24 protein-coding genes and 1 pseudogene are annotated in these 26,356 nt (G+C 36.6%); 19 read left to right on the top strand and 6 right to left on the bottom strand.

Features of this window, described 5'->3' with window-relative positions:
• Positions 1 to 214: 214 nt before the first annotated feature.
• The 7 genes from sigI to RZN25_08680 all read left to right on the top strand — a co-directional run bounded on the left by sigI (position 215) and on the right by RZN25_08680 (position 8,726).
• Positions 215 to 952 carry an RNA polymerase sigma factor SigI gene (sigI, locus tag RZN25_08710; GenBank protein MEQ6376898.1) on the top strand — a complete coding sequence of 246 codons (738 nt, stop codon included), beginning with the start codon at positions 215 to 217 and terminating at the stop codon, positions 950 to 952.
• Positions 952 to 2,019, top strand: coding sequence for a hypothetical protein (locus RZN25_08705; protein MEQ6376897.1), 1,068 nt, complete (start codon positions 952 to 954; stop codon positions 2,017 to 2,019). Before sigI ends, RZN25_08705 begins: the two co-directional genes overlap by 1 nt.
• Before the next feature lie 440 nt (positions 2,020 to 2,459).
• The gene (locus RZN25_08700; GenBank protein MEQ6376896.1) at positions 2,460 to 4,016 is read left to right on the top strand and encodes a DUF6583 family protein; all 1,557 of its coding nucleotides are present in this window, start codon (positions 2,460 to 2,462) and stop codon (positions 4,014 to 4,016) included.
• A gap of 28 nt (positions 4,017 to 4,044) precedes the next feature.
• The gene (locus RZN25_08695) at positions 4,045 to 5,259 is read left to right on the top strand and encodes an ABC transporter permease (GenBank protein MEQ6376895.1); all 1,215 of its coding nucleotides are present in this window, start codon (positions 4,045 to 4,047) and stop codon (positions 5,257 to 5,259) included.
• On the top strand, positions 5,231 to 6,283 hold the full coding sequence (locus RZN25_08690) for an ABC transporter permease (protein ID MEQ6376894.1): 1,053 nt from the start codon (positions 5,231 to 5,233) through the stop codon (positions 6,281 to 6,283). The genes RZN25_08695 and RZN25_08690 overlap by 29 nt, the downstream gene beginning before the upstream one ends.
• 9 nt (positions 6,284 to 6,292) lie before the next feature.
• Entirely contained in the window at positions 6,293 to 7,018 is a 726-nt protein-coding gene (locus RZN25_08685) for an ABC transporter ATP-binding protein (GenBank protein ID MEQ6376893.1), read from the top strand.
• Positions 7,019 to 7,157: 139 nt separating this feature from the next.
• Positions 7,158 to 8,726: a bifunctional GNAT family N-acetyltransferase/carbon-nitrogen hydrolase family protein gene (locus RZN25_08680; GenBank protein ID MEQ6376892.1), complete on the top strand. Its 1,569-nt coding sequence runs from the start codon at positions 7,158 to 7,160 to the stop codon at positions 8,724 to 8,726.
• Between the two features lie 26 nt (positions 8,727 to 8,752).
• Here RZN25_08680 and RZN25_08675 read toward each other — a convergent pair whose 3' ends face one another.
• The gene (locus RZN25_08675; GenBank protein MEQ6376891.1) at positions 8,753 to 8,986 is read right to left on the bottom strand and encodes a YhdB family protein; all 234 of its coding nucleotides are present in this window, start codon (positions 8,984 to 8,986) and stop codon (positions 8,753 to 8,755) included.
• A 174-nt stretch (positions 8,987 to 9,160) separates the two neighbouring features.
• Here RZN25_08675 and RZN25_08670 point away from each other — a divergent pair, with 174 nt between their 5' ends.
• The 3 genes from RZN25_08670 to RZN25_08660 all read left to right on the top strand — a co-directional run bounded on the left by RZN25_08670 (position 9,161) and on the right by RZN25_08660 (position 11,780).
• A complete protein-coding gene (locus RZN25_08670; protein ID MEQ6376890.1) occupies positions 9,161 to 9,349 on the top strand; it encodes an imidazoleglycerol-phosphate dehydratase in 189 nt (62 codons plus the stop codon).
• A 116-nt stretch (positions 9,350 to 9,465) separates the two neighbouring features.
• The gene (locus RZN25_08665) at positions 9,466 to 10,086 is read left to right on the top strand and encodes a YhcN/YlaJ family sporulation lipoprotein (GenBank protein MEQ6376889.1); all 621 of its coding nucleotides are present in this window, start codon (positions 9,466 to 9,468) and stop codon (positions 10,084 to 10,086) included.
• A 281-nt stretch (positions 10,087 to 10,367) separates the two neighbouring features.
• Entirely contained in the window at positions 10,368 to 11,780 is a 1,413-nt protein-coding gene (locus tag RZN25_08660; GenBank protein ID MEQ6376888.1) for a SpoVR family protein, read from the top strand.
• Positions 11,781 to 12,736: 956 nt separating this feature from the next.
• Here the strand turns inward: RZN25_08660 and RZN25_08655 are convergent.
• Both RZN25_08655 and sspL read right to left on the bottom strand, forming a co-directional pair.
• Entirely contained in the window at positions 12,737 to 13,426 is a 690-nt protein-coding gene (locus tag RZN25_08655; GenBank protein MEQ6376887.1) for a hypothetical protein, read from the bottom strand.
• Positions 13,427 to 14,477: 1,051 nt separating this feature from the next.
• The gene (sspL, locus tag RZN25_08650) at positions 14,478 to 14,618 is read right to left on the bottom strand and encodes a small, acid-soluble spore protein L (protein MEQ6376886.1); all 141 of its coding nucleotides are present in this window, start codon (positions 14,616 to 14,618) and stop codon (positions 14,478 to 14,480) included.
• A gap of 529 nt (positions 14,619 to 15,147) precedes the next feature.
• On the opposite strand from sspL, the gene dat reads away from it, so the two are divergent.
• Positions 15,148 to 16,026, top strand: coding sequence for a D-amino-acid transaminase (dat, locus tag RZN25_08645; GenBank protein MEQ6376885.1), 879 nt, complete (start codon positions 15,148 to 15,150; stop codon positions 16,024 to 16,026).
• A 59-nt stretch (positions 16,027 to 16,085) separates the two neighbouring features.
• On the opposite strand, the gene RZN25_08640 is transcribed toward dat, so the two are convergent.
• Positions 16,086 to 17,552, bottom strand: a complete 1,467-nt coding sequence (locus tag RZN25_08640) for a SulP family inorganic anion transporter (GenBank protein MEQ6376884.1) — start codon at positions 17,550 to 17,552, stop codon at positions 16,086 to 16,088.
• 270 nt (positions 17,553 to 17,822) lie between these two features.
• Between RZN25_08640 and RZN25_08635 the strand changes: the two are divergent.
• Together RZN25_08635 and RZN25_08630 are read left to right on the top strand one after the other, a co-directional pair.
• Positions 17,823 to 18,240 (top strand): annotated as a pseudogene (locus tag RZN25_08635) (universal stress protein).
• 547 nt (positions 18,241 to 18,787) lie between these two features.
• Entirely contained in the window at positions 18,788 to 19,498 is a 711-nt protein-coding gene (locus RZN25_08630) for a gamma-glutamyl-gamma-aminobutyrate hydrolase family protein (protein MEQ6376883.1), read from the top strand.
• 90 nt (positions 19,499 to 19,588) lie between these two features.
• Here the strand turns inward: RZN25_08630 and RZN25_08625 are convergent, their stop codons facing one another.
• Complete coding sequence (locus RZN25_08625; protein MEQ6376882.1) at positions 19,589 to 20,089, bottom strand: GNAT family N-acetyltransferase; 501 nt, start codon at positions 20,087 to 20,089, stop codon at positions 19,589 to 19,591.
• Positions 20,090 to 20,288: 199 nt separating this feature from the next.
• Here RZN25_08625 and RZN25_08620 point away from each other — a divergent pair, with 199 nt between their 5' ends.
• Together RZN25_08620 and RZN25_08615 are read left to right on the top strand one after the other, a co-directional pair.
• On the top strand, positions 20,289 to 21,047 hold the full coding sequence (locus RZN25_08620) for an AzlC family ABC transporter permease (GenBank protein ID MEQ6376881.1): 759 nt from the start codon (positions 20,289 to 20,291) through the stop codon (positions 21,045 to 21,047).
• Entirely contained in the window at positions 21,047 to 21,343 is a 297-nt protein-coding gene (locus RZN25_08615; GenBank protein MEQ6376880.1) for an AzlD domain-containing protein, read from the top strand. The genes RZN25_08620 and RZN25_08615 overlap by 1 nt, the downstream gene beginning before the upstream one ends.
• A 25-nt stretch (positions 21,344 to 21,368) precedes the next feature.
• Here the strand turns inward: RZN25_08615 and RZN25_08610 are convergent, their stop codons facing one another.
• Entirely contained in the window at positions 21,369 to 22,247 is an 879-nt protein-coding gene (locus RZN25_08610) for a cation diffusion facilitator family transporter (GenBank protein ID MEQ6376879.1), read from the bottom strand.
• 220 nt (positions 22,248 to 22,467) lie between these two features.
• Here RZN25_08610 and modA point away from each other — a divergent pair, with 220 nt between their 5' ends.
• The 4 genes from modA to RZN25_08590 all read left to right on the top strand — a co-directional run bounded on the left by modA (position 22,468) and on the right by RZN25_08590 (position 26,146).
• Positions 22,468 to 23,229 carry a molybdate ABC transporter substrate-binding protein gene (gene modA / locus RZN25_08605; GenBank protein MEQ6376878.1) on the top strand — a complete coding sequence of 254 codons (762 nt, stop codon included), beginning with the start codon at positions 22,468 to 22,470 and terminating at the stop codon, positions 23,227 to 23,229.
• A gap of 6 nt (positions 23,230 to 23,235) precedes the next feature.
• The gene (gene modB / locus RZN25_08600) at positions 23,236 to 23,925 is read left to right on the top strand and encodes a molybdate ABC transporter permease subunit (protein MEQ6376877.1); all 690 of its coding nucleotides are present in this window, start codon (positions 23,236 to 23,238) and stop codon (positions 23,923 to 23,925) included.
• Between the two features lies 1 nt (position 23,926).
• On the top strand, positions 23,927 to 24,577 hold the full coding sequence (locus RZN25_08595) for an ATP-binding cassette domain-containing protein (GenBank protein ID MEQ6376876.1): 651 nt from the start codon (positions 23,927 to 23,929) through the stop codon (positions 24,575 to 24,577).
• A gap of 540 nt (positions 24,578 to 25,117) precedes the next feature.
• Positions 25,118 to 26,146, top strand: a complete 1,029-nt coding sequence (locus RZN25_08590; protein ID MEQ6376875.1) for a DUF5667 domain-containing protein — start codon at positions 25,118 to 25,120, stop codon at positions 26,144 to 26,146.
• The last annotated feature ends 210 nt before the right edge of the window (positions 26,147 to 26,356 follow it).

Raw genomic sequence — 26,356 nt, 5'->3', positions numbered from 1 at the left:
TATGACCTAAAAGTCCTGCACTTTTACCTTTAGTCGGTTGATAGTATAAGAAAAAACTAATACTTTCGGCTATAAGGACTTGCACTCCAGAGTATAAGGGCTTCTAAGAAAGTAAAATTCGTTTCAAGAATCCCTTTAACGACAAGCCAAGTTTTTCTTACCCCCATAAAATTTCTCTTTATAACGAAACTTATAGTGACGGAGGTGAAGAGGTTTGATCAGCCGTTTATTTCAAAAACGTATAGATAATTCACTCGAAGAACAAGTCATCGCAGCGCAGAATGGGCAGAGTGATATTACCAATCATCTCCTGGAAAAATATCGCCCCTTTATTGCCAAAACAGTTTCTGAGGTATGTAAACGTTTCATCGACCCAAATCACGATGATGAATTTAGTATTGGTCTGATTGCTTTTCATGAAGCAATTGATGCTTATTCCAGTGAAAAAGGAAGTTCTTTCCTTTCATTCGCTAAGTTGGTCATTAAACGTAAGGTCATCGATTACATAAGAAGTGAGAAAAAGAAGGTAGCAGTTGCTTCTATCGACCACTTTTATGATAATGAGGATTACTCAGAAAATCCTGAGGAAGTAAAGGCCGCAAATGAACAATATAGATTACAGATGGAGGCCATGCATCGTCAGGAAGAAATTAAGGATTATCAAATAAAACTCAAGAGGTACCAATTGTCTTTTGAGGAACTGACGAAAATATCACCAAAGCATAAGGATGCAAGAGAGTCTGCAATTAAAGTAGCCAAGCTTTTGTATCAAGAAGAAAGTCTTCGAAATTATGTGTTTGATAAGAAAAAACTTCCTATAAAAGATTTAGAGGCGAAGGTAGATGTAAGCAAAAAAACACTTGAAAGAAACCGAAAATATATTATCGCCATTTTTATCATCTTATGTGAGGATTATTTGTATTTAAAGGATTATTTAAGGGGGGTGGGATGATGAAAAAAGGAATTTTAATGGAGAACAAAAGAAACTATTCCATCTTCATGTGTGCAGATGGTTCCTTCTATAAGGGAAAGGTTGAGCCAGGTTACCAGGTTGGTGCTGATGTTTATTTCGAGCCAATGGAAGATAAAACTTGGATCGGCTCTTTTTGGGCGGCACAGTCGAAGAGAAGAATGGTTGCTGTGCTGACTGCCCTCCTTGTGATGTTACTCCCGCTTTTTGGTTGGTACGATTCAAATAAAGTATATGCATACGTTAATATCGACATTAATCCTAGTGTGGAACTTAAAGTAAACAATGATATGAAAGTAGTAGATATTGAACCACTGAATCAAGATGCTAGAGAGCTCCTTGAGGATTTTTCCAATTGGAAAAAGGAACCGATTCAAAAGGTTACTCTTCGTCTTATTCAAGAGAGTAAAGATAGTGGATATGCAACAGACAAGGGCGTTTTGATTGGTGTAAGTTATACAAAGAACCTACAAACGAAACATGATATTATTCAAATTCTTAACCAGTCTATCCAAACAGAAGAATTAGTTGATTCCGTAATAACCTTCGAGGTGCCTAAGGATACTTTAGAAAAGGCACATAAAGAGGATCGCTCCATGAATGAACTTTTTGCAGAGTTATTAAAGGATGAAAAATCTGCACCTCCTGTAATTAACCAAGAGGATAAGAAGGCAGAAATTCAAGAAAAAATAGCAAAGAAAAACGCTGAACAAGAAAAAAAGAAAGAAGAAAAGAAGCTTGAGATGGAGGAAAAGAAAAAAATAAAAGAGTTTTTTCAAAAGGAAAACAAGGATAATAAAGAAAAAAAAGATTCAGCAAACAAGGGGAATGAAAAAAAAGGTAATCCTCCAGGACAAGAGAAAAAACAATTAAAAAATAAGAATGAGGAGGAAGTTGAGCAAAGGGAAAGACAACTTCCCCCTGGTCTTGAAAAAAAGGACAAGCGAGGTAATTCAGGAAATAATCAGTCTGAGAAACAGGAGTCAAAAGGTAACAAAAATAAACAAGAATCTAATGGCCAAGAAAAAAACCAAAAGAAGAACGATTAGAAAAACAAGGTATTAGCCAAGGTCTTGTGGCGAATACTTTAGTTATATTTATACAGATAGGAAAGTTATATATTTTCCTATCTGTCAAAAAGCGAACATCCTTCCGGAGGGTGTTCTTCTTTGTTAAAAGATCAGAAAATTTGTAACTTTAGCGAAAAACCCTATTCTAACCAAAGTCTATCTCAGTTTTTGCCCAAGTCATCGCAGGAAGGGAAGCTGCTTAGAGCTACTTCGCAGAAACAAGTGCTTTTCTTGTTTCGAAGGGAGCTTGCGCTTTCCTTAATTATCTAAGCTTTCTAAAAAAAAACAGATTGAAAATTTGGGTATGAAGCATATATCCAGAATAGTATAATAGTAAAAGGTTGGTTTTCAATGCAATGTTGAACTATGTTTTAATAGATTCGTAGAGAATAAGAATCACAGGAGGAGGAGAGGGAAAAATGGAATCACAAAGGAAAAAGGGGATCAAACTATGGCTTGTTGCCTTGATCACTATTATAGTGATTGGTGGCTTTGGTATAGCAGCTTATGGGTTATTGAAAGATTTTAATCCGAAATTGGCTTATTTAAGTGCAGAAGAAAAAACATTTGAAGAACAATTGGAACGTATGGAGCCTTACTTAAAGGATGCTTATGAGCATCAAGAAAACATGCAGAGTAAGGCCTTTCAATCGAATGGAGAATTAACCACAGAGTTTAGTTTAGGCGGCGAACAGATGACTCAAATGTTACCCATGATGTCTATGATTCAAGGAATCGTAGCTAACTCAAGCATAACTACCAGTCTACAGGTAAACCCTGAACAGAGCAAAGTATTTGGTGAATTTGATGTAAATATGCAAGGGACAAGCTTACTTGGTGCTAAAGTATATCAAGATGAAACAATATCAGGAGTCTATGCACCATTCATGTACGATCAATATCTTACACTGGAAAATTCCCGTTTAGGAGAGTTTCTAGAAGAAACTGGAGAAGTGAATCCTGAAATCAATGAAATCCCAAATTTTACGAAATACCTATCAACTGGCATGACAGTGGATGAAGCGAAAGAATTAACTTTGGAGTACTCCAAGACCATTGCTGATCAGCTTACTGATGAGCAATTTATAATGGAAAAGGGAGTAGAATATAAGGGTCATTCTTACGATGAAGTTACAGTCACTTTAACGGGAGAAGAGGCTCGCAATGTAATAAGTGCTTTAGTGGAAAAAATGAAGAATGATGAGCGTATATCGGACCTTTTCCAATCCCAGTTGGTTGGATCAGGGGCTGAACTCGATCTAGTTATTGAGGAAATCGACAATATTGAAATTCCAAATGGTATGGTGTTAAAGGCTTATCTAGATAAAGGGTATGTAGCACACCGTACTGTTTCAGTAGATATTGCAGCAGAGGGTGAAACAGTAACAATCCAGCTGGATACTAGTTACCTAAAAGATGGTGACAAGTATACAAGTACTTTTGATTTAAATGTTGAACCCCAATTAGGGGAAGGGTATGCAGCCATTAACTATCAAGCTGTAGGTGAGCCAACTGATAAAGGCTTACATGTTGACTATGATATGGCACTTTCCTTTAGTGATGATTTTACGAACTTCTCTGCAGGTGCAACATTGGCTACTGATTATTATAATAAAGGATCAGAAACAGCCTTTGACCTCACTTTTGAGGGGTCAGATATGCCGGCTGAAATTCCAGTGATTTCAGGCTTTCTAAACACATCTCTAGAAAAAGATGAAGTCCTAACTACATCTAACTCAGAATTGGGTATAACGATTGATATGAATGATCCAACTACAGGAAATATTATTTTAGATGTAATTCTTCGCTACAAAGAGGATGTTGAATTCACAAATGACTTAGAATTCCCTTCTCTGGAGGCTCAAGCGGTTAATCTCTTAGAGCTGAGTGAAGAAGAAAGAAATCAACTGATACATGAAATGGAGTCCAATATGAACCAGTTGACGCAAGGGTTAGAAATGTTTGGCGGATTTTAAATTTTGATGAAAGAAAGGAAGGGTTAGAATGTTGTTTTCTCAAGAATGGAAGGCGATCGTTCAACGACCCCTTCCTTTTTTATTTTGTATAGTGTTTCCTATTCTTCTCATGGGACTTTTTATTTTACTTGGTTATGGAATGTTAAATCCCAGTTCGGATGAAAAGATAACAGCAGCCATAATTGATGAGGATGGAACATTTGAAACAAAAGCCCTTCTTTCTCAATTGCAAAGTGAAACCAAACTACAAGAAGTAGTTGAATTGAAGAATATGACTTTTCAGGAAGCTAAAAAAAGCCTGGAAGAAGGGAATATAACAGGATATATTCTTATACCGAAAGGGTTTACAGAAAGTCTAAGAATCGGTGAGAATGATCCTCTTTATCTGGTTACAAGTAATCAACAAATGTATCAAGGGTCTTTATTAGATAGTTTTTTAAATAGTGGTGCTTCCTACATATCTGCTGCACAAAGCGGAGTGAATACCGTTTATGACCTATACCTTAAAGGAATTTCGGACTCTAAGGAAAGGAATGAACTATTAAATCAAACGATTGTATCTTACAGTATGTTTGCGTTAGGACGAAATCAGTGGTTTCAAAATATAGAAGTTCCTCACGGGGCATCAAATGGCTGGAGTACTCACATCATTGTTGCTTACCTTTTTACAACTCTTATGATGAGCATGCTTTTATATCTCTTTTTATGGGAAAGTCCGACTAAAAATAAATTTTTTTTAGAAAGACTTAGAATGCTTAATAAAACAAGACCACATCTTATACTCCATGAATTCGGCAGATTATGGATCTTTGGAGTATTTGTATCGTTTGTAAATTATGGGATTACTATACTTACTCCGTTTACCATGCACATGCCTTTATTAAAAGTAACAGGTCTAATTCTTATTACATCCTTTGTGTTTTCTGCTTTTATTCTTTTCTTTTATCATATATTTCACTCACCTGGTCTTGGTTTTGCTGGAAAAGGATTCATTATGTCTGTGATTTTTTACTTGGAGGGAATATGGATTCCGTCGATTTATTTGCCGGAGTCACCGACGTGGACCCAGTGGGTTTATCCATTTCCAAATGTTTATTCGATCTGGGTAGAGGGAGTTTCAACAAAATGGACAGGAGAAATGATTCAATTGGTGATCATGGGGATCGTTTATCTCATTCTACTGGTTCTCTTTGCCATAAGAAAGGAGAAACATTATGCTTACTACACTATTTCTCCGTCTTAAGCAGCTTATAGATAAACCTTGGATGATATTATTCTTAATTCTAATTCCAATGATAGTTGTCTTGGCTATTCAGCCCCTTATTCAAAAATCAATGGATACGGTGGGTATTCCCATTGCAGTAGTTGGTTTGGAGCAGACTGGTTCATCAGATTTTATAGAACTAAAGCTATCTGAGGCAGATCGAATAGACATACGACACCTTGATGAAAAACAGTCATTAACCTTATTACAAAAAGGAGAAGTTGAAGCTGTATTTGTTTTCGATGAGGAATTTGAAGAGATTCTTCAAAGCGGTGAAATAAAAAAAGCGATTACTTGGTATAGAACTGGCGAGTCTCAATTAGATTTTATTGTCAAAGAAAAAATTGCTTCCTTAGTTACTCGATATGCGATAAATAGTAAGGCTGCACAGCAAGTATCCAGTCACACAGATGTTTCATGGCAGAAGGCTTGGGACTATTCAGATGAATTTTGGGAACCGGAGCCCTTATTCCAAATAGAGCATGAGATGATTGTGACAAAGGAAATACAACAAGAAGAGAAACCTTCTGTACAAATGTCCTCTCTTTTATGGGCTGGCTTCTTCCTCTATCTATCTTGGAGTACATTGTTATATTTACATGAGCCCCTCATACATGAAAAACGGAAAGGGATTTTAGAAAGAATCCGCTCCAACAAAGGGACAATCCTCCCTTACTATTTAGGGCATTTTGTTTTTACAACCGGAATAACTCTTCTTGTTTTTTTTCTTTATTTAATGATTAGCTATCTATGGAAAGGACAATTATTGTTTAGTTTTAGTGAGATGTTGTCCATTTTAGGATGGGTGTATATAGTGGGAATTGGATTTCCATTATTATTACAATACTTTATCCGCGATATTAAGATTTATCGCATGGTAATCTTGATATACCCACTTCTCTCCTATGCTGTGTTTTTTATGATTTTCTTTCAGATTTACGATATTGGACTTTTGAAATGGATGTTCCCGCATGTTTGGTATTATTATTGGTTATTGGGATGAGGTGAAGAAATGATCTCAGTCAAAAATGTCGGTAAAACTTATAGAAATAAGAAGGTAATACATGAAGTTTCTTTTGATATAAAGAAGGGTGAATCCATTTGCTTACTTGGTCCAAATGGTGCTGGTAAAACTACTTTATTGAAAATGTTAGCATCTGTCGAAAATCACACTAAAGGTTCTATCACCTACTTGGGAGTTCCTTTGAAAAAAAGTTTTAAGAAATTACGTAAGCAAAGTGGTTATGTATCTCAAGAAATTGTCCTGTATGAAGAAATGAAAGTAAAAGACCAAATTCAATTTTGGCAAAAAATAACGAAGAAAAAGGCAAGTTCCGAATACATTAATGAGACTATTCAGCTTCTCCGACTTCATGATGTTTGGGATGAACGAACGGAAAATCTATCTGGTGGTTGGAAGAGAAAATTACATTTATGTGTGGGAATGATCCATGAGCCAGAGATTTGTTTTTTAGATGAGCCTACTGCAGGAGTAGATATAGCAGCAAGACTTGACATCATAAAATGGTTAAAAAAGCTGCATGAGCAAGGCATGACTCTTATTTTTATCAGCCATCATTGGGATGAAATGAAGCAATTGGGAGAACGTATTTTATTATTGGAGAATGGGGAATTACTTTTTGATGGATCAGAAACGGAATTGGATCAAAACATAGACCGCTTAATTGGGAATGCATCTACAAAAGAATTAGCATCCATTCTAGAAGCAAAACAGTAGTTCAAAAAGGACTGCTGTTTTGCTTTTCAAAAGCTAGGGAAGTTTCAATAAGGGAAGATAAGAATAAGAGTTTGAACAGGTATTCTTTCATAAACTAAGGTAAACTAATGGTAAATGAAAAGAAAGGAAACGATAGTATATGCCAAAATTGGATTTATCAAAATTTGAACATAAAATTAAAATACGAAATATAGAGTATTCAGACATTGAGCAAATCTTAAAATTGCAAGAGCTTTGTTTTCCAAACATGGAGCCTTGGAAGAGGGATCAGTTAAAAAGTCATATTGACCATTTTCAAGAGGGTCAATTTTGTGTTGAATATGATAGTCAAATTATCGGGACATGCTCCAGTCTTATTGTGAATTTTGATGAGTATGATGATAAACATACATGGGACGACATTACAGACGAGGGGTACATCACGAATCATGATCCAGATGGTTACAATTTATATGGGATTGAAGTCATGGTACATCCTGATTTTAGAAGAATGAAGATTGGTCGTCGACTTTATGAAGCTCGTAAGGATTTAGCAAGAAGATATAATCTTAAAAGTATCATTATAGGAGGGAGAATTCCTTTTTATCATAAATATGAAAAAGAATACTCTCCTAGAGAATATGTGGAAGAAGTTATGGCGAAAAATATTTATGATCCAGTCCTTACCTTTCAGATAATGAATGGATTTACGGTCATGAGAATTAATCCAAAGTATCTTCCAGATGATAAGGCGTCTTTAGAATATGCAACTTTAATGGAATGGAATAATGTTGATTATCGGCCGACATCCAAACGACATTTTAAAACCTCTTTTCCAGTTCGAATTACAGTGATTCAGTATATGATGAAGTCCATTGATTCGTTTGAGGAGTTTAAAAGGCAGGTTGAATATTATGTAGATGTAGCCTATGACTTTGGATCTGACTTTGCCGTATTTCCTGAAATATTTACGACACAGCTCATGTCATTTTTAGATGAGAAAGTGCCGGCCAAGGCTGTCCGTCGTTTATCGGAATATACAGAGGATTATATCGAGTTATTTACTCATTTAGCAGTGAGGTACAACGTCAATATCATTGGTGGCTCGCATTTTGTTGAAGAGGATGATCATATTTATAATATTGCCTATCTCTTTAGACGAGATGGTACCATTGAAAAACAATACAAAATACATGTAACACCAAATGAAAAAAAATGGTGGGGAATACAACCAGGTGATTCAGTAAAGGTCTTTGATACAGATTGTGGAAAAATAGCTATTCAGATTTGTTATGATATTGAATTTCCTGAGCTTTCACGTTATGCGGTAGATCAAGGTGCTAACATCATTTTCTGTCCATTTTGTACTGATGACAGACAAGGATATTTGCGTGTTCGATATTGTGCTCAGGCCCGTGCCGTTGAAAATCAAGTATATACGGTTATTGCTGGAACAGTTGGCAACCTTTCACAAGTGGAAAATATGGACATTCAATATGCTCAGTCAGGCATTTTCACTCCTAGTGATTTTGAATTCGCAAGAGACGGAATTATTGGAGAATGTCATCCTAATATCGAAACGGTTGTCGTTGGTGATGTAGACATTGAGATATTACGAAGACAAAGAAAGTCAGGAACTGTAAGACAATTGCGAGACAGAAGAAGGGATCTATTTGAAATTAAATTTAATAATTTAAATACCCAAGTAAAAGAGATGAAAAAGGACTAACCTTTGCGGGTTAGTCCTTTCCTATCTTAAAAAAGCTCCAGTTCTTCTGGAATTCCCATGGCGTGGTCAATGTATTGTAATAGGCTTTGGTGATTTTCTAATACTTCCTCATCACTTCGGGAATAATGGTAGGCATGTAAGAAATGTTCTATTCGTTTAGAGAGGAACTCATCCTTTGTTCGCACCATTAAAACTAATAAATCGTCCCACTGCCCCCACAATGTAAAGTAGAGGGCTTTGTCGTAGTCTGCTGCATTCATTAAAATGCCCTCCTTTTTCAAGGGTTACTTTTAGTATGGTTTCAATTTTTGTTTTATTACTGGGACGTTTTTGGAGGAGTTGGAAAATATAAAATAAGCGAGATAAAAGAAAAATCATACATTTATATTTCTTTACTCACACGGTAAAAATAAGAGAGAAAGGAGTTGGGATCCATGACTAGTCACCGTGGAAGTAAAGGAAGTAAGAATCAGAATTCACCTAAAAGAACTGGGAAATTACCAGGTGGTGTGGAACAAGAGGAATTTTCCAAAGAAATAGCAACTGGGGATCAAAACAAAGGAAAGGACTATCGTTCAAAAATTGGAAGTAAGTCCCAATTAAAACATCCTTATAATCATTAGATTTTCCTAGAAGAGACGCCAATATGTGGCGTCTTTTTCCGTTTAAAGAAAGAATATCGTTTTATCTTTAGTTTCATACTAAAGATGTCGGCATATTTTAATTGGAGGTGTCAGTCTTGATAAAGAAAAGAACATTAGGAACAGTTACTATATCAGCTTTGTTATTAGCTAGTGGGTGTGCTGGTAATAACGATGAATCCATGATTGATCGAGCTGACGATAACCGTTACCAAACGGAAGATGTTAGGTATAATACTGGGGATAATCGAATGAACGTAGGAGATTACCCAAGAAATCGGAATTACGATAATGGGAATACGACACGCTTAAACACAGGTAACGACCTGAATAATAATCAACGTGATATAGGAGATAATGTTACTCGTAACAATAATGAAAATCGTTTTGATATTGCCGACGAGGTTGCAGAAAATGTATCGCGTGAAGTGAGTGGTGTAGATCGGGCTTATGTGCTGACCACTGACGATAATGCATATGTCGCCGTGGTGTTGGATGAAGGGACGAATAATGAATTAGGGGACAATGTAAAACAGGAAATTGAAAGAGCTGTTAAGGACGTAGATGCTGATATTGATAATATTTATATCTCAGCTAACCCTGATTTTGTAAATATGACGGACGATTACACGAATGATGTTCGTCAGGGGGAACCAGTAGAAGGGTTCTTCCGTGAATTTACTCAAATGATCGATCGCGTATTCCCAGATGTAGAATAAGTACAAGATTAGATGATTCCTCACATTAGAGGAATCATCTTCTTTTTAATCAAAACTTCACGGAGTCATCAACTCTTGGTTTTGCTCCCAGTAATACAGAGGAAACCTATTGACTAGAGTCGGTTCCCTTATCCCACTTGATAAGTCAACATCGATGAAGGAAGTTTGGTTAATAATCTTATGTAGTTTTTTTCTGTCTCTCTTTCTTCGTAACAGCACCCGCATTTTTTACCCTTTTTTTTCATACATATGAGTAATAGTCAAAAAGGGGAGATGGACAGATGGCTACTCAGGATCACCAAGCCTTAGAGAAAGCGATTGATGAGATAACAGAGATTGCAGGAGGATTTGGTTTGGATACTTATCCTATGCGATATGAAGTATGTCCACCAGAAATTATTTATACGTTTGGAGCTTACGGGATGCCTACACGATTTTCTCATTGGAGTTTTGGAAAGCAATTTCATAAAATGAAGCTTCAATATGATTTAGGTCTAAGTAAAATTTATGAACTTGTCATTAATTCTAATCCTTGTTACGCGTTTTTATTAAATTCAAACTCACTTATTCAGAATAAGTTAATTGTGGCTCATGTGCTTGCTCACTGTGATTTTTTTAAAAACAATGTTCGATTTAAAAATACAAATCGGGAAATGGTCGAAAGCATGGCAGCTACAGCGGAGCGCATAAAAATTTATGAAAAAAAATATGGTCAAAAGACGGTAGAAGATTTTTTAGATGCTATTTTGGCTATTCAAGAGCATATTGATCCTTCGATTGTTCGCCCTCAACTTAATTATGACTTAGAGGAGGAATCTTCAGGAAGCGAACAGAAAATATATACTCCATATGACGATTTATGGGACTTAGATCAAACTTCTTCTGATAAAGAGCCGAAGTCGATCAAGAAAAAGAAATTTCCTCCCAAGCCAGAAAAAGATATTTTACTTTTTTTGGAACAATATAGTAGAGAGCTTGAGGAATGGCAGAGAGATATTCTCACTATGATGAGAGCAGAAATGCTCTATTTTTGGCCTCAGCTGGAAACCAAAATTATGAACGAAGGCTGGGCTTCTTATTGGCACGCTAGAATTATTCGTGAGATGGATTTGACTAGTGATGAAGTGATAGAATTTGCAAAATTAAATGCGGGTGTTGTACAGCCATCAAGGACATCCATAAACCCATACTATTTAGGATTAAAAATATTTGAGGACATTGAAGATAGGTATAATTATCCAACAGAAGAGATGAAAATGAGAGGAGTAGAGCCTGGTTCAGGAAGAGAAAAAATATTTGAAGTTAGGGAAATTGAATCGGACATTTCCTTTATCAGAAATTATCTGACAAAAGAACTTGTTCAAAGAGAAGACATGTATCTTTTTCAAAAGAAAGGAAAAGATTACAGAATAACTGATAAAGATTGGCAAGGGGTTCGAGATCAATTAGTCACCATGAGGGTTAATGGAGGTTTTCCTTATTTAACGGTTCAGGACGGTGACTATTTGAAAAATGGGGAATTATATATAAAGCATCACTTTGAAGATGTAGAGTTAGACGTTAATTATCTGGAGAGGACGATGCCATATATATATCAGCTGTGGGGACGTCCTATTCATCTGGAAACAGTCATTGAAAATAAAGAAATTCTTTATAGTTATGATGGAAAAAGAGTCTCGAAGAAATTTATGTAGATTAAGAAAAGCTGGGACTTCCCCGGCTTTTCTACTGCATTTTTTCATCATTGTAATTGCAGTGTTTACCATGTATTCTGTGAGGACGAGATAAAGTGAAACTTTAATCAGTGGGGGACGGTCAATGATTGAAGTTTCACTTTATCATTATTTTGAAGAAGCCTTTTAAGAAAAGAAAATTGATGAGATTTGTATTATTCATGCAGGTGATAAAGAGCAGGCCATGAAATGGAAACTAGAACAGAGATAACCAAATGTTTCATTTCCTATTGAGGCGTTGGTTCCTGTGGTTGGTGTTCATAACAGGATATGGGACAATAGGAGCTGGGTGGTTGGAATAACATAAAAGAAGAAGAGGAAGCCCCTTCTCTTTATTAATCAAAGGCCCTACCATGATACTCTTCATAAGCTTTCTTGTTCTCAGGGGATGCTTCTAGTACTTCATATTCATACATACAAATGATATCTAAGTGACGTTGTGGAGTAGACCAAGTTTGAAAGTCTAGTGCTTCTTCACCTTCCTCTAAAGAGGAGCACATATCTTGGTATAAATCATCAGCTAAAGATTCAATAATCGTATGGGCTGAAACGATTGGAGTAGGCGTGATAAGCTAAACCATCACGCCAACGGAAAGAAATTTCAGAATAAAGGAGATAGAGAACATCTCCTCTGCAAAAAGGAAAAATTTTTACTCCCTTGCATGCATGCTAAAACGAGGAAGTATAGTGAAGGAGGGACAGGGTTCAAAGTTTCTTCCTGGGATCAGCTGAAGAGCAAAACAAAAAACCGTTTCTTCACAGAAATCACATTCTGAAAAACGGTTTTCTCCATGTATTTAAGACTGGATTACTGAAAGGGTCTTTGTCTCTGCATTTAAAACTTGAGTAGGGGATTGCAATGTACTATAGGTAGATCGATAGTTTGAATAGACTAACCTTTATGAAAGAACATTTCCTTATTTTTTATCATCTAAATCCAATTTAGTCTCATAAGTATTACTGCCTACATGAAAAAACAGATCAAAAGTACCACCAGCCCATCCTCCTAACAAAGAATAGATAATTCTATACTCAGAATAAGCTCTATAATCCTGAGTTTCATATTTTCTACCTATCGTTAAAGTTTCGGAAGTAATCGTTCCACCGATAACAGAAGCAGCTTCATTATAAGATCTAACGATATAATCATAATCACCAATTCTCGTAACAAAATCAGTAGTAAATTCAATATTTACTACTCCTGAAATCCAATATGAATTTATTGTGTGTTCAATGGATGTACTTAAAGCATAGAGCATTTCATCATTTTGAATTTCTTCATTGCCAATTTTCGCTACAGATCCATCAGGATAGATAATAGTTTCCGTCTCATTAAGACCAAGTTTTTTCAGTTTTTCTGTAGCTTCTTTAATAGAGTTAGGTTTCGTCGAATCAATCATTTGGCCCTTGCTCAATTTATCTAGTAATTTTTCTTGAGTCTTTGGACTAATACCTAACTCTGTAAAAGATTTTATTAGCTCAACCTTATTCGCACTTACCCAATCAGCTGCATTTTGATCAGACACTTGTTTTGCGCTCGGAATTGAAGGCCCTGATAAAATAAAAACAACTACTAACAACAGGTATAGAAGTTTTCTCATGTACATTCAGCTCCTAATTTTTTTATATACTGTTATAACCAACAATCCCCCATAACCAAATTTTAACAAACAGTATATAGGGAAATAATTCGATATAAATTTTAGAATTCTTTCCAAAATAAATAATAATTTTCCCACAAAAAGTATTTATGGAAATTATTGTTTTGGTGAGCGTATAACAAATATAAAAAGATTAAGAGGTGAAAAAATGTCAGTAATAGAGCTTTTACCAATACTATTTGCATATTTATTTTTTGGAGCTGTACTAACCGGAATTATTTTAGTAATTGTTTTTTTTATGCGAAAGAGAAAAGAGTAATTTAAAACGATTATGTCCGCTTTTAACAAGTGTTTCAAAAAACTATCTAAATTTAAGAAGGAATGAAAAAAGAGGGGAAAGAGCATGATAAAAGAAAAGGGAAGAGCCACACGATCAGATAAGTTAATATCAAACTCATTCTCCAATATCATTTTGATGGAGCGTGCACCTTTCTTATACCCCTCCGATCAAAAGCCTTTAGAATGAGTTCCTTGGCTTCGAGGTCTAACTTCTCCCTAGCTTCACGGACAGAGGTAGCCTTCAAGTAACTATAATACCCAGACCTAGAAACATCCAGAAGCTTACAAAAGTACCTAGTCATCCCCTTAAATCCGTTTTGCTCAAGCGTCTTCTGGATCAATTGATATGCCTTCTCTGGATTTAGATTTTAGCTTGCTTTTAGCAGCCTCCTTTCGGTCGTTTCTATCTTTTTTAACAGCTCCACCTGTCCCTCCAACAGCTCGATCCTCTTAATTACTTCGGATGGTGTAAGCCCCCGTTTTAAGGGTCTGCCGGATGTTGTTTTCCTCGTATCTGTAAGCCCAATCAAGCCATTCTTTTCATAGGCCTTTTTCTACCTATGGGCTGACTGTTCAATTCGTTTGATGCCAATGACATCCGCATCAAATTCGTTCTCCTCAAAGATCTAATTTAGGTATATAAAAAATACCTGCAGTTTGAACACTCTTTTTTTACAAGTGTCCTACCTACAGGTACCATTCTACGAGAAGCCCTCTTTTATATTTTTGTGTTTCTTTTTTTTGCTCGGTCTTCAAGTACAGATTTCGGACGTTGATCCGTTACATCTTCTGAAAGACCTTGAGGATTAACAGAAGAAGCCCCTTGTCCTCGGTTACGATGTTTTTCTTGTTTAGCCATGAAATAGCACCTCCATTAGTAGTGTTTCTCGATTCTTTCATCTTATCCGAATTTTTGAAACATACGAAAATGCAATTACTGAACTAAAAAAGCGAGCACAATGGCTCGCTCACTTGATACTCTAAGTTATTCATTTTGTTATGACGTGCCGCGGTTCAAATCTAAACCACAAATAATTCCTAAATAACAAAAGCCCTACCTCTCTTTCGTCCTTGCGACTCCTAGGTCGCGCCAGTACAGATAAGAGTTTAAAAGTAGTACTATAGACGCCAGTATTTACAAATTCCTTTGAAAACGACTTCAAAGGCTTTATTTGTTCGTTCATAATCGATATTCCTAGAGTAAAATTAGGATATTGGCAACTCGACTTTTCCTAACAATCTTTTATACTACAGCAAATAAGGGGATAAGTCAAATCTGTTTACGCTCTCGCATCTTTTTTTTGCAGTACCATAAAATGAGGATGGGAAGGTTCTTTCTTTTTTGATACACTACAAACAAGTACAGTGGGTAAGGAAGGGGAATTAGATTGACAATAAAATCAACAATCTTAACGGAGCAGGGTTTTATGAATCATGACGAATTATCATATCCTTTTGAAGAACGGGGGTTGCAGTTCGGCGACGGAGTTTACGAAGTCATTAGAGTGTATAATGGACAATATTATTTAATGAGTGAACATATCAACCGCCTTTACCGTTCAGCAGCAGCGATCAAGCTTCAAGTTCCTTTTGAAAAGGAAGAACTTTGGAGAAAATTAGATGAATTATTGGAAATGAATAAAGTGACTGGAAGTGCGAAGCTTTACCTTCAAATTACGAGAGGATCAGCTCCGAGAGATCACATTTTCCCTGTTGGTGTTAAATCTAATATGTATGCCTATGTTATGGACCATGAGCGAAATATTAAAGCCTTAAAGGAAGGTATAAAGACTATTACTGTTAACGATGTACGATGGGAAAACTGTTATATTAAAAGTTTAAATTTACTTCCTAATGTTCTTGCCAAGCAGGAGGCCCATGAAAATGGATGTGGAGAAGCTATTCTGCATCGCAACGGTACAGTGACTGAATGTAGTTCTTCAAATGTTTATGCAATCTTCGATGGGCAGGTATATACTCACCCAGCATCCAAAAATATTTTACATGGCTGTGTAAGAATGAAAGTCCAATCAATTTGTGAAGAAAAAGGAATCCCTTTTGTAGAAAAACCATTTAGCATAGAAGAAATGTGGAAAGCAGATGAATTGTTTATCTCAAGTAGCTTAAATGAAGTAACGCCAGTCATTGAAGTTGATCAAAAAAAGATCCAAGAAGGAAAACCGGGTAAAATGACTCAACTTCTACAAAAAGCCTATGAGGAAGACGCTGGGATATCAGATAATGCTTCTATTTTTCAATTGAATTAAGTGCCTATAAAAAAAGCTCGCCGAAAGTGGCGAGCTTTTAAACTGAATAGATATTATGATTAATGATTTGCAATTTTGGCATTTGGTTTGTTGTATATTCCAATACGATTCACAAGGTGAAGACTTTCATCATTAAGACCACGCACATTTACGTGAATGCCTCTGCTTCGGAATTTTAATACAATACGATCGATAGCGTCCACACCAGAGTCATCCCAAATATGGGAATGGGTAAGATCTAGTGTAATTTCCTCTATGTTTTCATCATAATCAAATGATTGTATCACTTCTGATACTGAAGCGAAGAAAAGTTGCCCTTTCACTTGATAAATAATATTTTCGTTCTCTACTATTTTCTTCACATGTACATTGGAAATCTTCGCAGCAAAGAAAACAGCACTAAGAACAACCCCTGCAAGAACACCCTTAGATAAATCATGTGTAATAACAACAGTAGTAACAGTGGTTAACATGACTAGTGTATCCGATTTAGGCTTGATATGGAGTGTTCGAAGGGATGTCCAGTCAAAGGTTCCGATAGACACCATGATCATCACTCCTACTAATGCCGCCATTGGAATTTGAACAAGAATGTCGTTAAACAATAAAATCATGGCCATTAATGTTACACCAGCAACCATGGCTGATAACCTGCCACGACCACCTGATTTCACATTAATAACAGATTGTCCAATCATGGCACAACCAGCCATACCTCCAAAAAATCCTGCCGCAATGTTTGCTATTCCTTGTCCCGTTGCCTCTTTATTTTTGTTGCTTGTTGTATCTGTCATATCATCAACAATTTGTGCTGTGAGAAGTGATTCCAGTAGACCAACCATGGAAAGGGCAAGTGAATAAGGGAAGATAATCATTAAGGTTTCCCATGTGAATGGGATATCTGGGAATAGGAAGACTGGTAAAGCCTGTGTTAATTTACCCATTTCTCCTACTGTACTAACAGATGTTCCTGTAATCATAACAAAAACTGTCATCGCAACAATTGCAACTAGCGGGGCAGGAACAATTTTAGTGAATCTAGGTAAAATATAAATAATTGCTAAAGATCCTCCCACCATGGCATACATTACCCAGTTAGCATTTTCAAAGTGAGTAAGCTGGGATGTGAAAATAAGAATAGCTAATGCATTAACAAAACCCACCATTACGGATCGGGGAATAAACTTCATCAGTTTCCCAATTTTCCCGATGCCAAATAGGATTTGCAGAATTCCTGTCAGAATGGTTGCTGCTAACAAATATTGAAGTCCATATTCGTCAACTAGGGACACCATAACTAAAGCCATGGCTCCTGTTGCAGCTGAAATCATTCCAGGTCGACCTCCAACGATGGAGATCACGACAGCTATACAAAAGGAGGCGTATAAACCTACCATTGGGTCCAAACCGGCAATAAGGGAAAAGGCTATTGCTTCAGGAATAAGAGCAAGAGCTACAACAATTCCAGAGAGAATATCACCTTTCCAGTTACCAAACCATTCATTTTTTATTGTTGTAAAATCCAATGCTGCACCTCTTTCTATATTTTTAAAATTGTTTTCCTCAGGAAAACGTGTACCGTCCGCGACAGTTTTTGATTATAGCATCAAAGCTGATTTATACATAATGGGATGAAAGCGTATGAAATCTGATCATGCTTCCTTTTGCTTTCATTTTCTTTATAATACTTAGAAAACAAACATTTTCACTATATTTATATAAAAATGTCATAAATAAAAGCTTCTCTTGTAATGAATTACTGTTAAGATATAGGGATACAGAAAGGATTGATGAAAGTGGTTGAAAAAATTTTATTGGCCTCTGATGGGTCATCACATGCCTTAAGAGCTGCTGAAAAAGCGGCTGAACTCGCTAAGCTTAGTAATGGAATGATAACTGTGCTGTACATCATTGATCCATCTCGATCAAAATCGGAGGTTCTATCTGTCGGAGATACAGATGCCCTTGAGGATAAAAGGAAAAAGAGACTTCAAGAAACTGAAGAGGTTCTGTTAAAGCAGGAATTAGAATATACAGTTAAAATTTTAAAGGGCGAGCCTGGGCCATCGATTGTTTCACTATGCTAATGAAAATAAATTTGAATTGGTTGTGATAGGTAGTCGCGGGTTAAACTCTTTTCAAGAGATGGTTTTAGGAAGTGTTAGTCATAAAGTAGCTAAGCGTACTGATTGCCCGGTACTGATTGTGAAATAAGGGAACAAGCGAGCCTAACTGCTTTTCAAAACAAATAAATCAAAACTTCCCGTGTTTGGTTAACTTGAGTGCTATTTGATCCATTTAGGTGCTATAAAAAGCCTTTGGGAAACGATAATAAGCGTTTAGTGATAATTTCAAAGTTCTATGTGCTAAATGGCCGGTTTTAAGTGACGATTTTTTGGTGCATAGTGCCGGTTTTATAACTTGCGTGCTATACCCTTGGTTTGGGTGCTACTATCTTTGTTTGAGAGCCATACGCTCCATTCCTATGTGACAGTTTCAAAGTTTTAGGTGACGCTTTTTTCCGATTTAGAAGGTTAGGTGAAACTTCTGTTGGTTGAGTGCTGAAATGACTAATTAAGTGCCGCCCGTCCAATCCATATAATTATATAAGTGCCACCCATCCGCAAATAAATGGCTATTTAAGTGAACTCACACCACTCACTTCAAAAGGTATAATAAGCAATCGATGGGCTCACATATCCGATCCCATTTGAACATACATATATACGTAGATCATAAAATTTTGAAGGAGGTTGCTTCCTTGAAACCGATTATTGGGGTAACAGCTTCGGTGGAGGATTCAAAAGAATCCATTAGCCGAGATAATTTATGCTCGATTATAAATAATGGTGGTATACCTTTTGTTATAACAAGTGAATACGAGAAGAGTGATGTGTATCAAATTGCTAAAAGTATAGATGGACTTTATCTTACAGGAGGGTATGATATTGATCCAACTTTGTTTGGGGAAGAACCACATCCAAATCTGGGGATCATAACTCCTACTAGAGATCAGTTTGAAGTGGAATTAATAAAGGCCTTGTTACAGATGAATAAACCGATCTTAGCCGTATGTAGAGGCTGTCAGATTCTTAACATAGCCATGGGTGGGGACATGTATCAAGACATTTATGATCAAATAAATGGTGATTTGCTGCAACATAACCAAAAAGCTCCTAAAGACCATGCTTCACACTATGTATATGTGGAATCCAACACACTTCTCTACTCTTTGGCAAAAAATAATAAAATAAAAGTAAATAGTAGACATCACCAAGCCAACCGAAAAGTAGTAAGTCCTATGCAGGTATGTGGCAGAGCAAGCGACTCTGTTATTGAAGCCATTGAAAGTGCAGGTCATTCTTTTGTGTTAGGGCTTCAATGGCATCCTGAGAACATGGCAATGAGCGGAGATCAAGTATCTATAAATATATATAACGCATTTATTGATACGTGTCAGACACGGAGATGAGGGACTAAGTTTACCCGAGTCGACGTAAAAAAGAGGAATAACAGAGAAAATGGGTCGAAGTCACTTAAACCCTAGACTTCGACCCAAATTTTATAAAAACAACACCATTAAATTTTGGTCCCAATACGTATGATCCAACTTTAATCCCTTCATCTCAACCCCATATGTTTCAAATCCATATTTAGAGTAGAAGGTGGTTGCGGCTTTTATCGTAGAAACAACGGTGAGTTGTAGTTGTTCAATTTTATAAGACTTTGCAACCTCTACTATCTTATCCATAAGTTCCTTACCTACCCCTTTTTTTCGGAACTCAGGGGTGACATACATATTTAAAATATGTCCTTTATGCTTTAACTTCCGTGGGGACTCTAATCTAAGGGTGATAGATCCGATTAATTCCTCTTTTTCGAATGCACCATATGTAATTTCAAGGTCTGAACTAAGCTCTTCTTGATACTTTTGGAGGGGACCCTTTGTTTCTAATGCTTCATCATAAACAGTCACAAATGACTCGGGATTTTCTTTTAATGCTTCAATCCGTAGTTCCCAATAGGCCTTTGCATCTGCTGAGAAGAGTTGTTTAATTTCCATTTATTCCATTCATCCTCTTTCTGAAAATAAATTATCCTCCTTCACTTTACCATTTTTTACGTAAGGGGGAATAGGAAAAACACTTCGAAATTTTAATTTAACTACCAAGTAAAAATAGGTGAATAACTACGAACAATTCGCTATAATATGGTGATACTTACCATATAAAAGTGAAATATACATAAAGGGCGGAGACCAAGTGGATAGTGTTAGTAAAGTTTGGGGAGAAAAACAAGAAATACATACTCGTAAAACAATGTTTAAAAGGGGAGTATCCGCAGGAATGCCCATTTTTCTTGGCTATACCCCAATTGCTATTGCATATGGGGTTCTTGGCCAACAAAGCGGGCTTACCGTGCTAGAAATTGTTCTAATGAGTATTATGGTTTTTGCTGGAGCAAGCCAATTTATGGGCGTAAAAATGATCATGGACGGTATAGGCTCAATTGAAATTATTTTAGCTACCTTTGTCTTAAACTTTAGGCATTTTGTGATGAGCCTCTCTCTTATGAATCGTTTCAAGCCCTTACCTCTTAGGTGGAAAGGGATTTTGTCCTTCGGAATTACCGATGAGACTTTTGCTATGTCTTCTTTATTTCCAAAGGAAGCCCATCAAAAAAATGGGGCATGGTTTTATGCTGGATTAATGTTAATTGCTTATTCATCATGGGTAACAGGATCGCTTGTAGGTGGGGTCTTGGGCGATGTCATTCCCCCAGTGTTAAGTAATAGCATGATGATTGCTTTATATGCGATGTTTATTGGATTATTAGTACCTTCCATCAAAAAAGAATATAAAGTCGGAATTATTGCCGCTATTAGTATTGTAATTAATTATATGTTAACGGAGTTCGTTGGATTATCAGATGGGTGGTCCATCGTTATAGCGACCATTTTAGGAGGATTTTCAGGGGTGTTTATTTTAGATGCACCGAAGGAAAAGGAGAGTGAAGGTTAATGATCTACGCTATAATTATCGGAATGGCTGTTGTGACTTTCCTTCCTCGACTGTTGCCGGCCTTTATTATGGAAAAATTAAGAATTCCTGAGTGGGCTGATAAGTGGTTAATATCGATCCCCTACGCTGCTTTGGGAGCTTTGATATTTCCTGGAATCCTTGAGGTATCACCAGATAAACCTTATATCGGCGTTATTGGTGGATTAGTTGCTGTTGTAATAGCTTTTTATGTAAAAAACGTTATTTTGGTTGTACTTGGCGCAATCGGAGTCGTTTTTCTTATGCAAGTTCTATAATTAAAACAACCACGTGATGGAGATGTCACGTGGTTGTTTTTGAGTAAGGTTCAATATGAATATGTGAATGGTGAATCTCATATTCTTTCTTGAGGTGTAATTCAATTCGATCTGCTATCTCATGGCTTTCTTGAACACTTAAAGATGGATCAACATGTATAGTTGCCTCTAAAAGTACATGATTTCCATGCACTCTTGCCTTACAATCACCAACCATCATAACACCTTTATCTTTACTAATTTCATTTTTGATAGCCAAAAGTTGATCGATATCAAAACCATCGGTGAGCATATGAGTAGCATCGGAAAATATGTCCCATGCTGTTTTGGAAATAATGATTCCTACGATCAGGCCCGCAGCTGGGTCTAACCAGAATGCTCCAAATTGAGCACCAATAATCCCGACGAAAGCCCCGATACTTACAAGAGCATCTGAACGATTATCTTGCGCAACGGCTTTTAAAGAGTGACTTTTCACCTTTTTAGATAGATTTAAGTTAAAAAAATAGACACCAAACATGGCAAATGCAGAAAATAAAGCTGTCCATGCAGTGATCATGGACGGCTGCTCTCCTTGTCCAGAAAAAATCGATTGTAACGTATCCCATATAACTTGGAGTCCTACAGTGATCATGATAAAAGCAGCAACTAAGGAAGAGATTGTTTCGGCTCTCATATGACCATAATGATGATTTTGATCGGGTGGTTTACGAGAAATCCGCAACCCAATTAATACAGCTATGGAAGCAATGATATCGGTCGTATTATTAAGTCCATCTGCTTTAAGAGCCTCTGAATTCCCTATAAAAGCAACAGAAATTTTTATGAAAGATAGAAAAATATATGCCCCTATGCTTACCCAAGCTCCTTTTTCGCTTCGCTTAAGGTTTGAATAATCTTCCATTGATTGAACCTCCATTTTTAAACCTAACCTTATTGTATCTTTGCAGACAAAATGTATAACAGCTCCTTATCTGCATTAGGTTTGTTAATGGTAAAAGATTCGATGATATACAGGTTCCCTAAAAAAAATTATGACAAACAGGTAAAATGTTTTTCACACATCTTTTTTAGAAGATTACTTATGGTATAGTACAAATAGTATCGCATCGTGGAGGCTTCTAATGAAAAAAATTATATTTTTAACTTTAGTTTTATTATTACTCACATCTTGCATCTCAGAGAGAGAAACTGGATCAATAGAATTACATATAGCGGCTGCATCAAGTTTAACAAATCCTTTGCAGGAATTAAAAGAAGAATATGAAAGGGACAATGCGAAGGTAGAAATCATACAATCATTTGCTTCATCGGGGACCTTGGTTCAACAAATAGGACAAGGTGCAACGGTAGATCTTTTTCTATCTGCTGATGAACATTGGATGAATGAAGCTATTCAAGACCAACTTGTTGATGAAACTACTGTACAAACGGTGGTAACAAATCAGTTAGTCCTTGCAACCATTAATGAACAGGAAATTTTATTAGATGATCTTACGAATTTTGAATTTGAAAGGTTCTCAATGGGAGACCCAGCAAGTGTCCCTGCTGGGAAATATGCCAAAGAATCTCTTGAATTCTATGGTTTATGGGAAAGGGTAAAGGAGAAGGCAGTTTATGGTAAAAATGTAAGACAAGCACTTCTTTATGTAGAATCAGAAAATGTTGTGGCGGGTATTGTATATTTGTCTGATGCTTTATCAAGTTCTAAAGATTTAAATTTTACTATTATAGATGATGAAAGCCATACACCTATTGTGTACCCAGTTGGCATTGCTAAGGAAGCTCCAAATGAAAATGAGGCAGAAAAATTTTTATCTTTTCTTACGTCAGACAAGGCCATCACTATCTGGGAGAAGTATGGATTCAAAGTAAGTAAGGAGTAGTCAATCATGGATATGACCCCATTTTTTTTATCGATTCGAATAGCGCTACTATCAACGATCATTGTTTTTATAATAGGTACTATTTTAGCGAGGTTCATATCTAGAAGAAACTTCAATGGAAAAACTTTTTTGGAGTCTCTTTTTATGCTTCCAATGGTGCTTCCTCCAACTGTCATTGGCTTTGGTCTATTATATTTGTTTGGGAAAAATGGTCCTCTTGGAATAATGTTGGAAACTGTTTTTGATTGGAGAATTGTGTTTACCTGGCATGCAGCAGTTTTAGCAGCAACAGTGGTTTCTTTTCCTTTAATGTATCAAAGTGCAGCGGCAGCATTTTTAAAATATGATAGAAATATTGAAAATGCAGCTTACACATTAGGAGCTAGTCGATGGAAGGTATTTTGGACCATCTCCTTTCCTATGGCATGGCCGGGATTGTTAGCTGGAGTAGTGTTAGCTTTTGCAAGAGGATTAGGTGAATTTGGTGCAACGTTAATGGTTGCGGGCTATATCCCTGGAAAAACCGATACATTGCCAATGGCCATTTATTTTGCAACAGAAGCCGGCAATACGGCACAAGCAGGGATTTGGGTTCTTATCATAGTGTTCATTGGATTGACGACAATTTATTGGCTAAATAAGTGGAACCAAAGTCCAACGGTTCGTTTCATTTCCAAGAAGAAAAGGGGTTTCTGACTTGTTATCTGCAAATATTTTCACCCCACTCAATCACTTTGAGTTGAATATTCAACTAAATATACGTAATGAACTGTTAGTCATTACAGGGAAATCGGGTTCAGGAAAAACAAGCCTGTTAAATTGTATAGCTGGTCTTCTTACTCCCAAAAAAGGTGAAATTAAATTTCAAGATCAAATTCTATTTAAAACAGCTGAAATAAATCTACCTCCACAACAAAGGAATATTGGATATGTCTTTCAAGACTATGCATTATTTCCACATATGTCTGTTCAAAAAAATATATTTTATGGGGTTCCGAAAAACAAAAGGGCAGAGATACTTCCGCATATTAATTTGTTAGTAAATACTCTTGATATTGGACATCTTTTAGAACAGTACCCTCATGAAATTTCTGGAGGAGAAAAGCAGAGAGTTGCTGTTGTTCGCGCATTAGCTAATCGGCCTAACGCTCTTCTTATGGATGAACCCTTTTCCGCTTTAGATCCTGAGACTAAAATGCAATGCTATAAGCAAATTTTACATCTGAAAGAAACTTGGAATATTCCCATGATTTTGGTTACACATAATGTTGAGGAAGCAAAAATCTTGGGAGATCGTTTAGTGCAAATGCATCAAGGAATAATAGTGGATTCGAAAGACTTGAACTGACTGTGATATTACCTTTTCAATGATGAACTCGTCCATATGGCGAGTTTTTTTATACTAGTTGATAGCATAAGAATCTAAGGCAGGACTCGGCGATAAGCCAAGTTTTTTTAAAAAGATAAAGTATAAAATTTGTCTAGCTCCAGCGCCCTATCGACTAGAGTCGGTTCCCTCCTCTCCATCGATAAGTCTCCATCGATGAAGGAAGTTCGGTTAAAAACGCGACATACGATTACTCGGCCCACCGAAAACATTTGTCGCAACACCGAACTGAATCGCATCGTGAACCGTGTTTCCTTTACCTCGGAGGATCGTAGGCTAAAACCGCCACATCGTGTGGCAACGCTTACGTGACCTACATCCTGTGGGCCTCACCGCCTTACGTCGATGATCACAAGAAATGCTTCTAAGAATTACTTCGCAGAAACAAGTGATTTTCTTGTTTCGAAGGGCGCTTGCGCTTTTCTTATTAAACCCACCCCCAAAAAGCAGCGACAGAACTCGTACATTATAGTGAATATAATTTAAAGGGGTGTTTACAAAATGAAAAATAAAAAAACTATTCATATTTTCTCAGCAACAATGTTATCAGCATCCATGTTTGCTGCACCATTAGCAACATTTGCAGAGGAGGATGAGAATCAAGATGTTGTTGTTGATGGGTCAACGGATACTGATGTAATTACTGAAACAGAGAGTACACAGGAGGAGCTCGTGCTTGTTACTGAGGATGTCATCTTTGACAATTTATTTCAATTTGTTGAAGCATTGACAAACAATATAAAACTTGCACTTTCAAATGAAGATGGAGAAAAAGCAGAACTTTATATTGCGATTGCTGAAAAACATATCGCTCAAGCTGAAGAGTTATTAGCTGAAGGCAACGAAGATGAAGCTGCTAATTTATTTGAAGATGCACTTGTAGCTTTAGCTAATGCTGATAAAATATCAGATGATATAGACGGTGAACAAACGGAAGACGGTACTGAAGAAGAATCTGAAGACGCAAATTCTGATGAGGATGTAGTAGCTGAGGATGATCTGGAAACGGATGATGTTATAGCTAACGATGATGAAGCTGAAGATTCCGAAGAAGGCGAAATCAAAGACCGGATTGGTCAAAACGTTATTTCACTAGCTCATAACATGAATAAAGTTGGTAATGAAAAAGCTAAGGCTGCTCTTAAAAGGAATATTGATAGAGCTTTAGAAAGACTAGAAGTAAAATACGGAAATATCGATGACTTAAAAGCAGAGCTTAAATCCATACTAGAACCGAATGATGAAGAGTCAGCAGAATCAACAGAAGATGCGACTTCAGATGCAGAAAGCACAACAGGTGAAGAAGCTGCGGAGGATACCACCTCAGGAGATCAAGCTACTGATGAAGATACAGAAGAAGAATTAGTAGATGTTGAGGAAGACGAAAGTGTCCTAGATCCTACTCCTGAAGAACTTAAAGGAATGCAAAAAAATCCTTCCCAAGACGTAATCAAAGGTTTTGAAAACGCTAATAAAGGGAAAGAAAATAGTAAAGCCAAAGGAAAAGCAAAGGGAAAAAATAAGGATTAAAAATAACTCCTTTTTCCTGGAGTTTAACCATAGATTCTCTTTCCACTTGACCACGGACAACTAGTTCTGTGGTCTTTTTTTAACAGATAAGTTATGGCTCGCTTCGCGGAGCCACCATCTACCATGAAAATGAATTCCTAGTCAAACAAGGAGGATAAATCTTGTTCGTCTTCGGGAATACCTTTAATAACAATATGACCAGGTTGAAAT

Source organism: Bacillaceae bacterium S4-13-56, assembly GCA_040191315.1.
Taxonomy (GTDB): domain Bacteria; phylum Bacillota; class Bacilli; order Bacillales; family JAWJLM01; genus JAWJLM01.
The sequence above is the reverse complement of the archived record's forward strand: the minus strand, read 5'-3'. Positions and strand labels throughout refer to the sequence as shown.

Coding starts and splice junctions, on each gene's coding strand:
- RZN25_08705 (MEQ6376897.1), top strand. CDS start 952: ATGAAAAAAGGAATTTTAATGGAGAACAAAAGAAACTATTCCATCTTC.
- RZN25_08700 (MEQ6376896.1), top strand. CDS start 2,460: ATGGAATCACAAAGGAAAAAGGGGATCAAACTATGGCTTGTTGCCTTG.
- RZN25_08695 (MEQ6376895.1), top strand. CDS start 4,045: ATGTTGTTTTCTCAAGAATGGAAGGCGATCGTTCAACGACCCCTTCCT.
- RZN25_08690 (MEQ6376894.1), top strand. CDS start 5,231: ATGCTTACTACACTATTTCTCCGTCTTAAGCAGCTTATAGATAAACCT.
- RZN25_08685 (MEQ6376893.1), top strand. CDS start 6,293: ATGATCTCAGTCAAAAATGTCGGTAAAACTTATAGAAATAAGAAGGTA.
- RZN25_08680 (MEQ6376892.1), top strand. CDS start 7,158: ATGCCAAAATTGGATTTATCAAAATTTGAACATAAAATTAAAATACGA.
- RZN25_08675 (MEQ6376891.1), bottom strand. CDS start 8,986: ATGAATGCAGCAGACTACGACAAAGCCCTCTACTTTACATTGTGGGGG.
- RZN25_08670 (MEQ6376890.1), top strand. CDS start 9,161: ATGACTAGTCACCGTGGAAGTAAAGGAAGTAAGAATCAGAATTCACCT.
- RZN25_08660 (MEQ6376888.1), top strand. CDS start 10,368: ATGGCTACTCAGGATCACCAAGCCTTAGAGAAAGCGATTGATGAGATA.
- RZN25_08655 (MEQ6376887.1), bottom strand. CDS start 13,426: ATGTACATGAGAAAACTTCTATACCTGTTGTTAGTAGTTGTTTTTATT.
- sspL (MEQ6376886.1), bottom strand. CDS start 14,618: ATGGCTAAACAAGAAAAACATCGTAACCGAGGACAAGGGGCTTCTTCT.
- RZN25_08625 (MEQ6376882.1), bottom strand. CDS start 20,089: ATGGAAATTAAACAACTCTTCTCAGCAGATGCAAAGGCCTATTGGGAA.
- RZN25_08615 (MEQ6376880.1), top strand. CDS start 21,047: ATGATCTACGCTATAATTATCGGAATGGCTGTTGTGACTTTCCTTCCT.
- RZN25_08610 (MEQ6376879.1), bottom strand. CDS start 22,247: ATGGAAGATTATTCAAACCTTAAGCGAAGCGAAAAAGGAGCTTGGGTA.
- modA (MEQ6376878.1), top strand. CDS start 22,468: ATGAAAAAAATTATATTTTTAACTTTAGTTTTATTATTACTCACATCT.
- modB (MEQ6376877.1), top strand. CDS start 23,236: ATGGATATGACCCCATTTTTTTTATCGATTCGAATAGCGCTACTATCA.
- RZN25_08590 (MEQ6376875.1), top strand. CDS start 25,118: ATGAAAAATAAAAAAACTATTCATATTTTCTCAGCAACAATGTTATCA.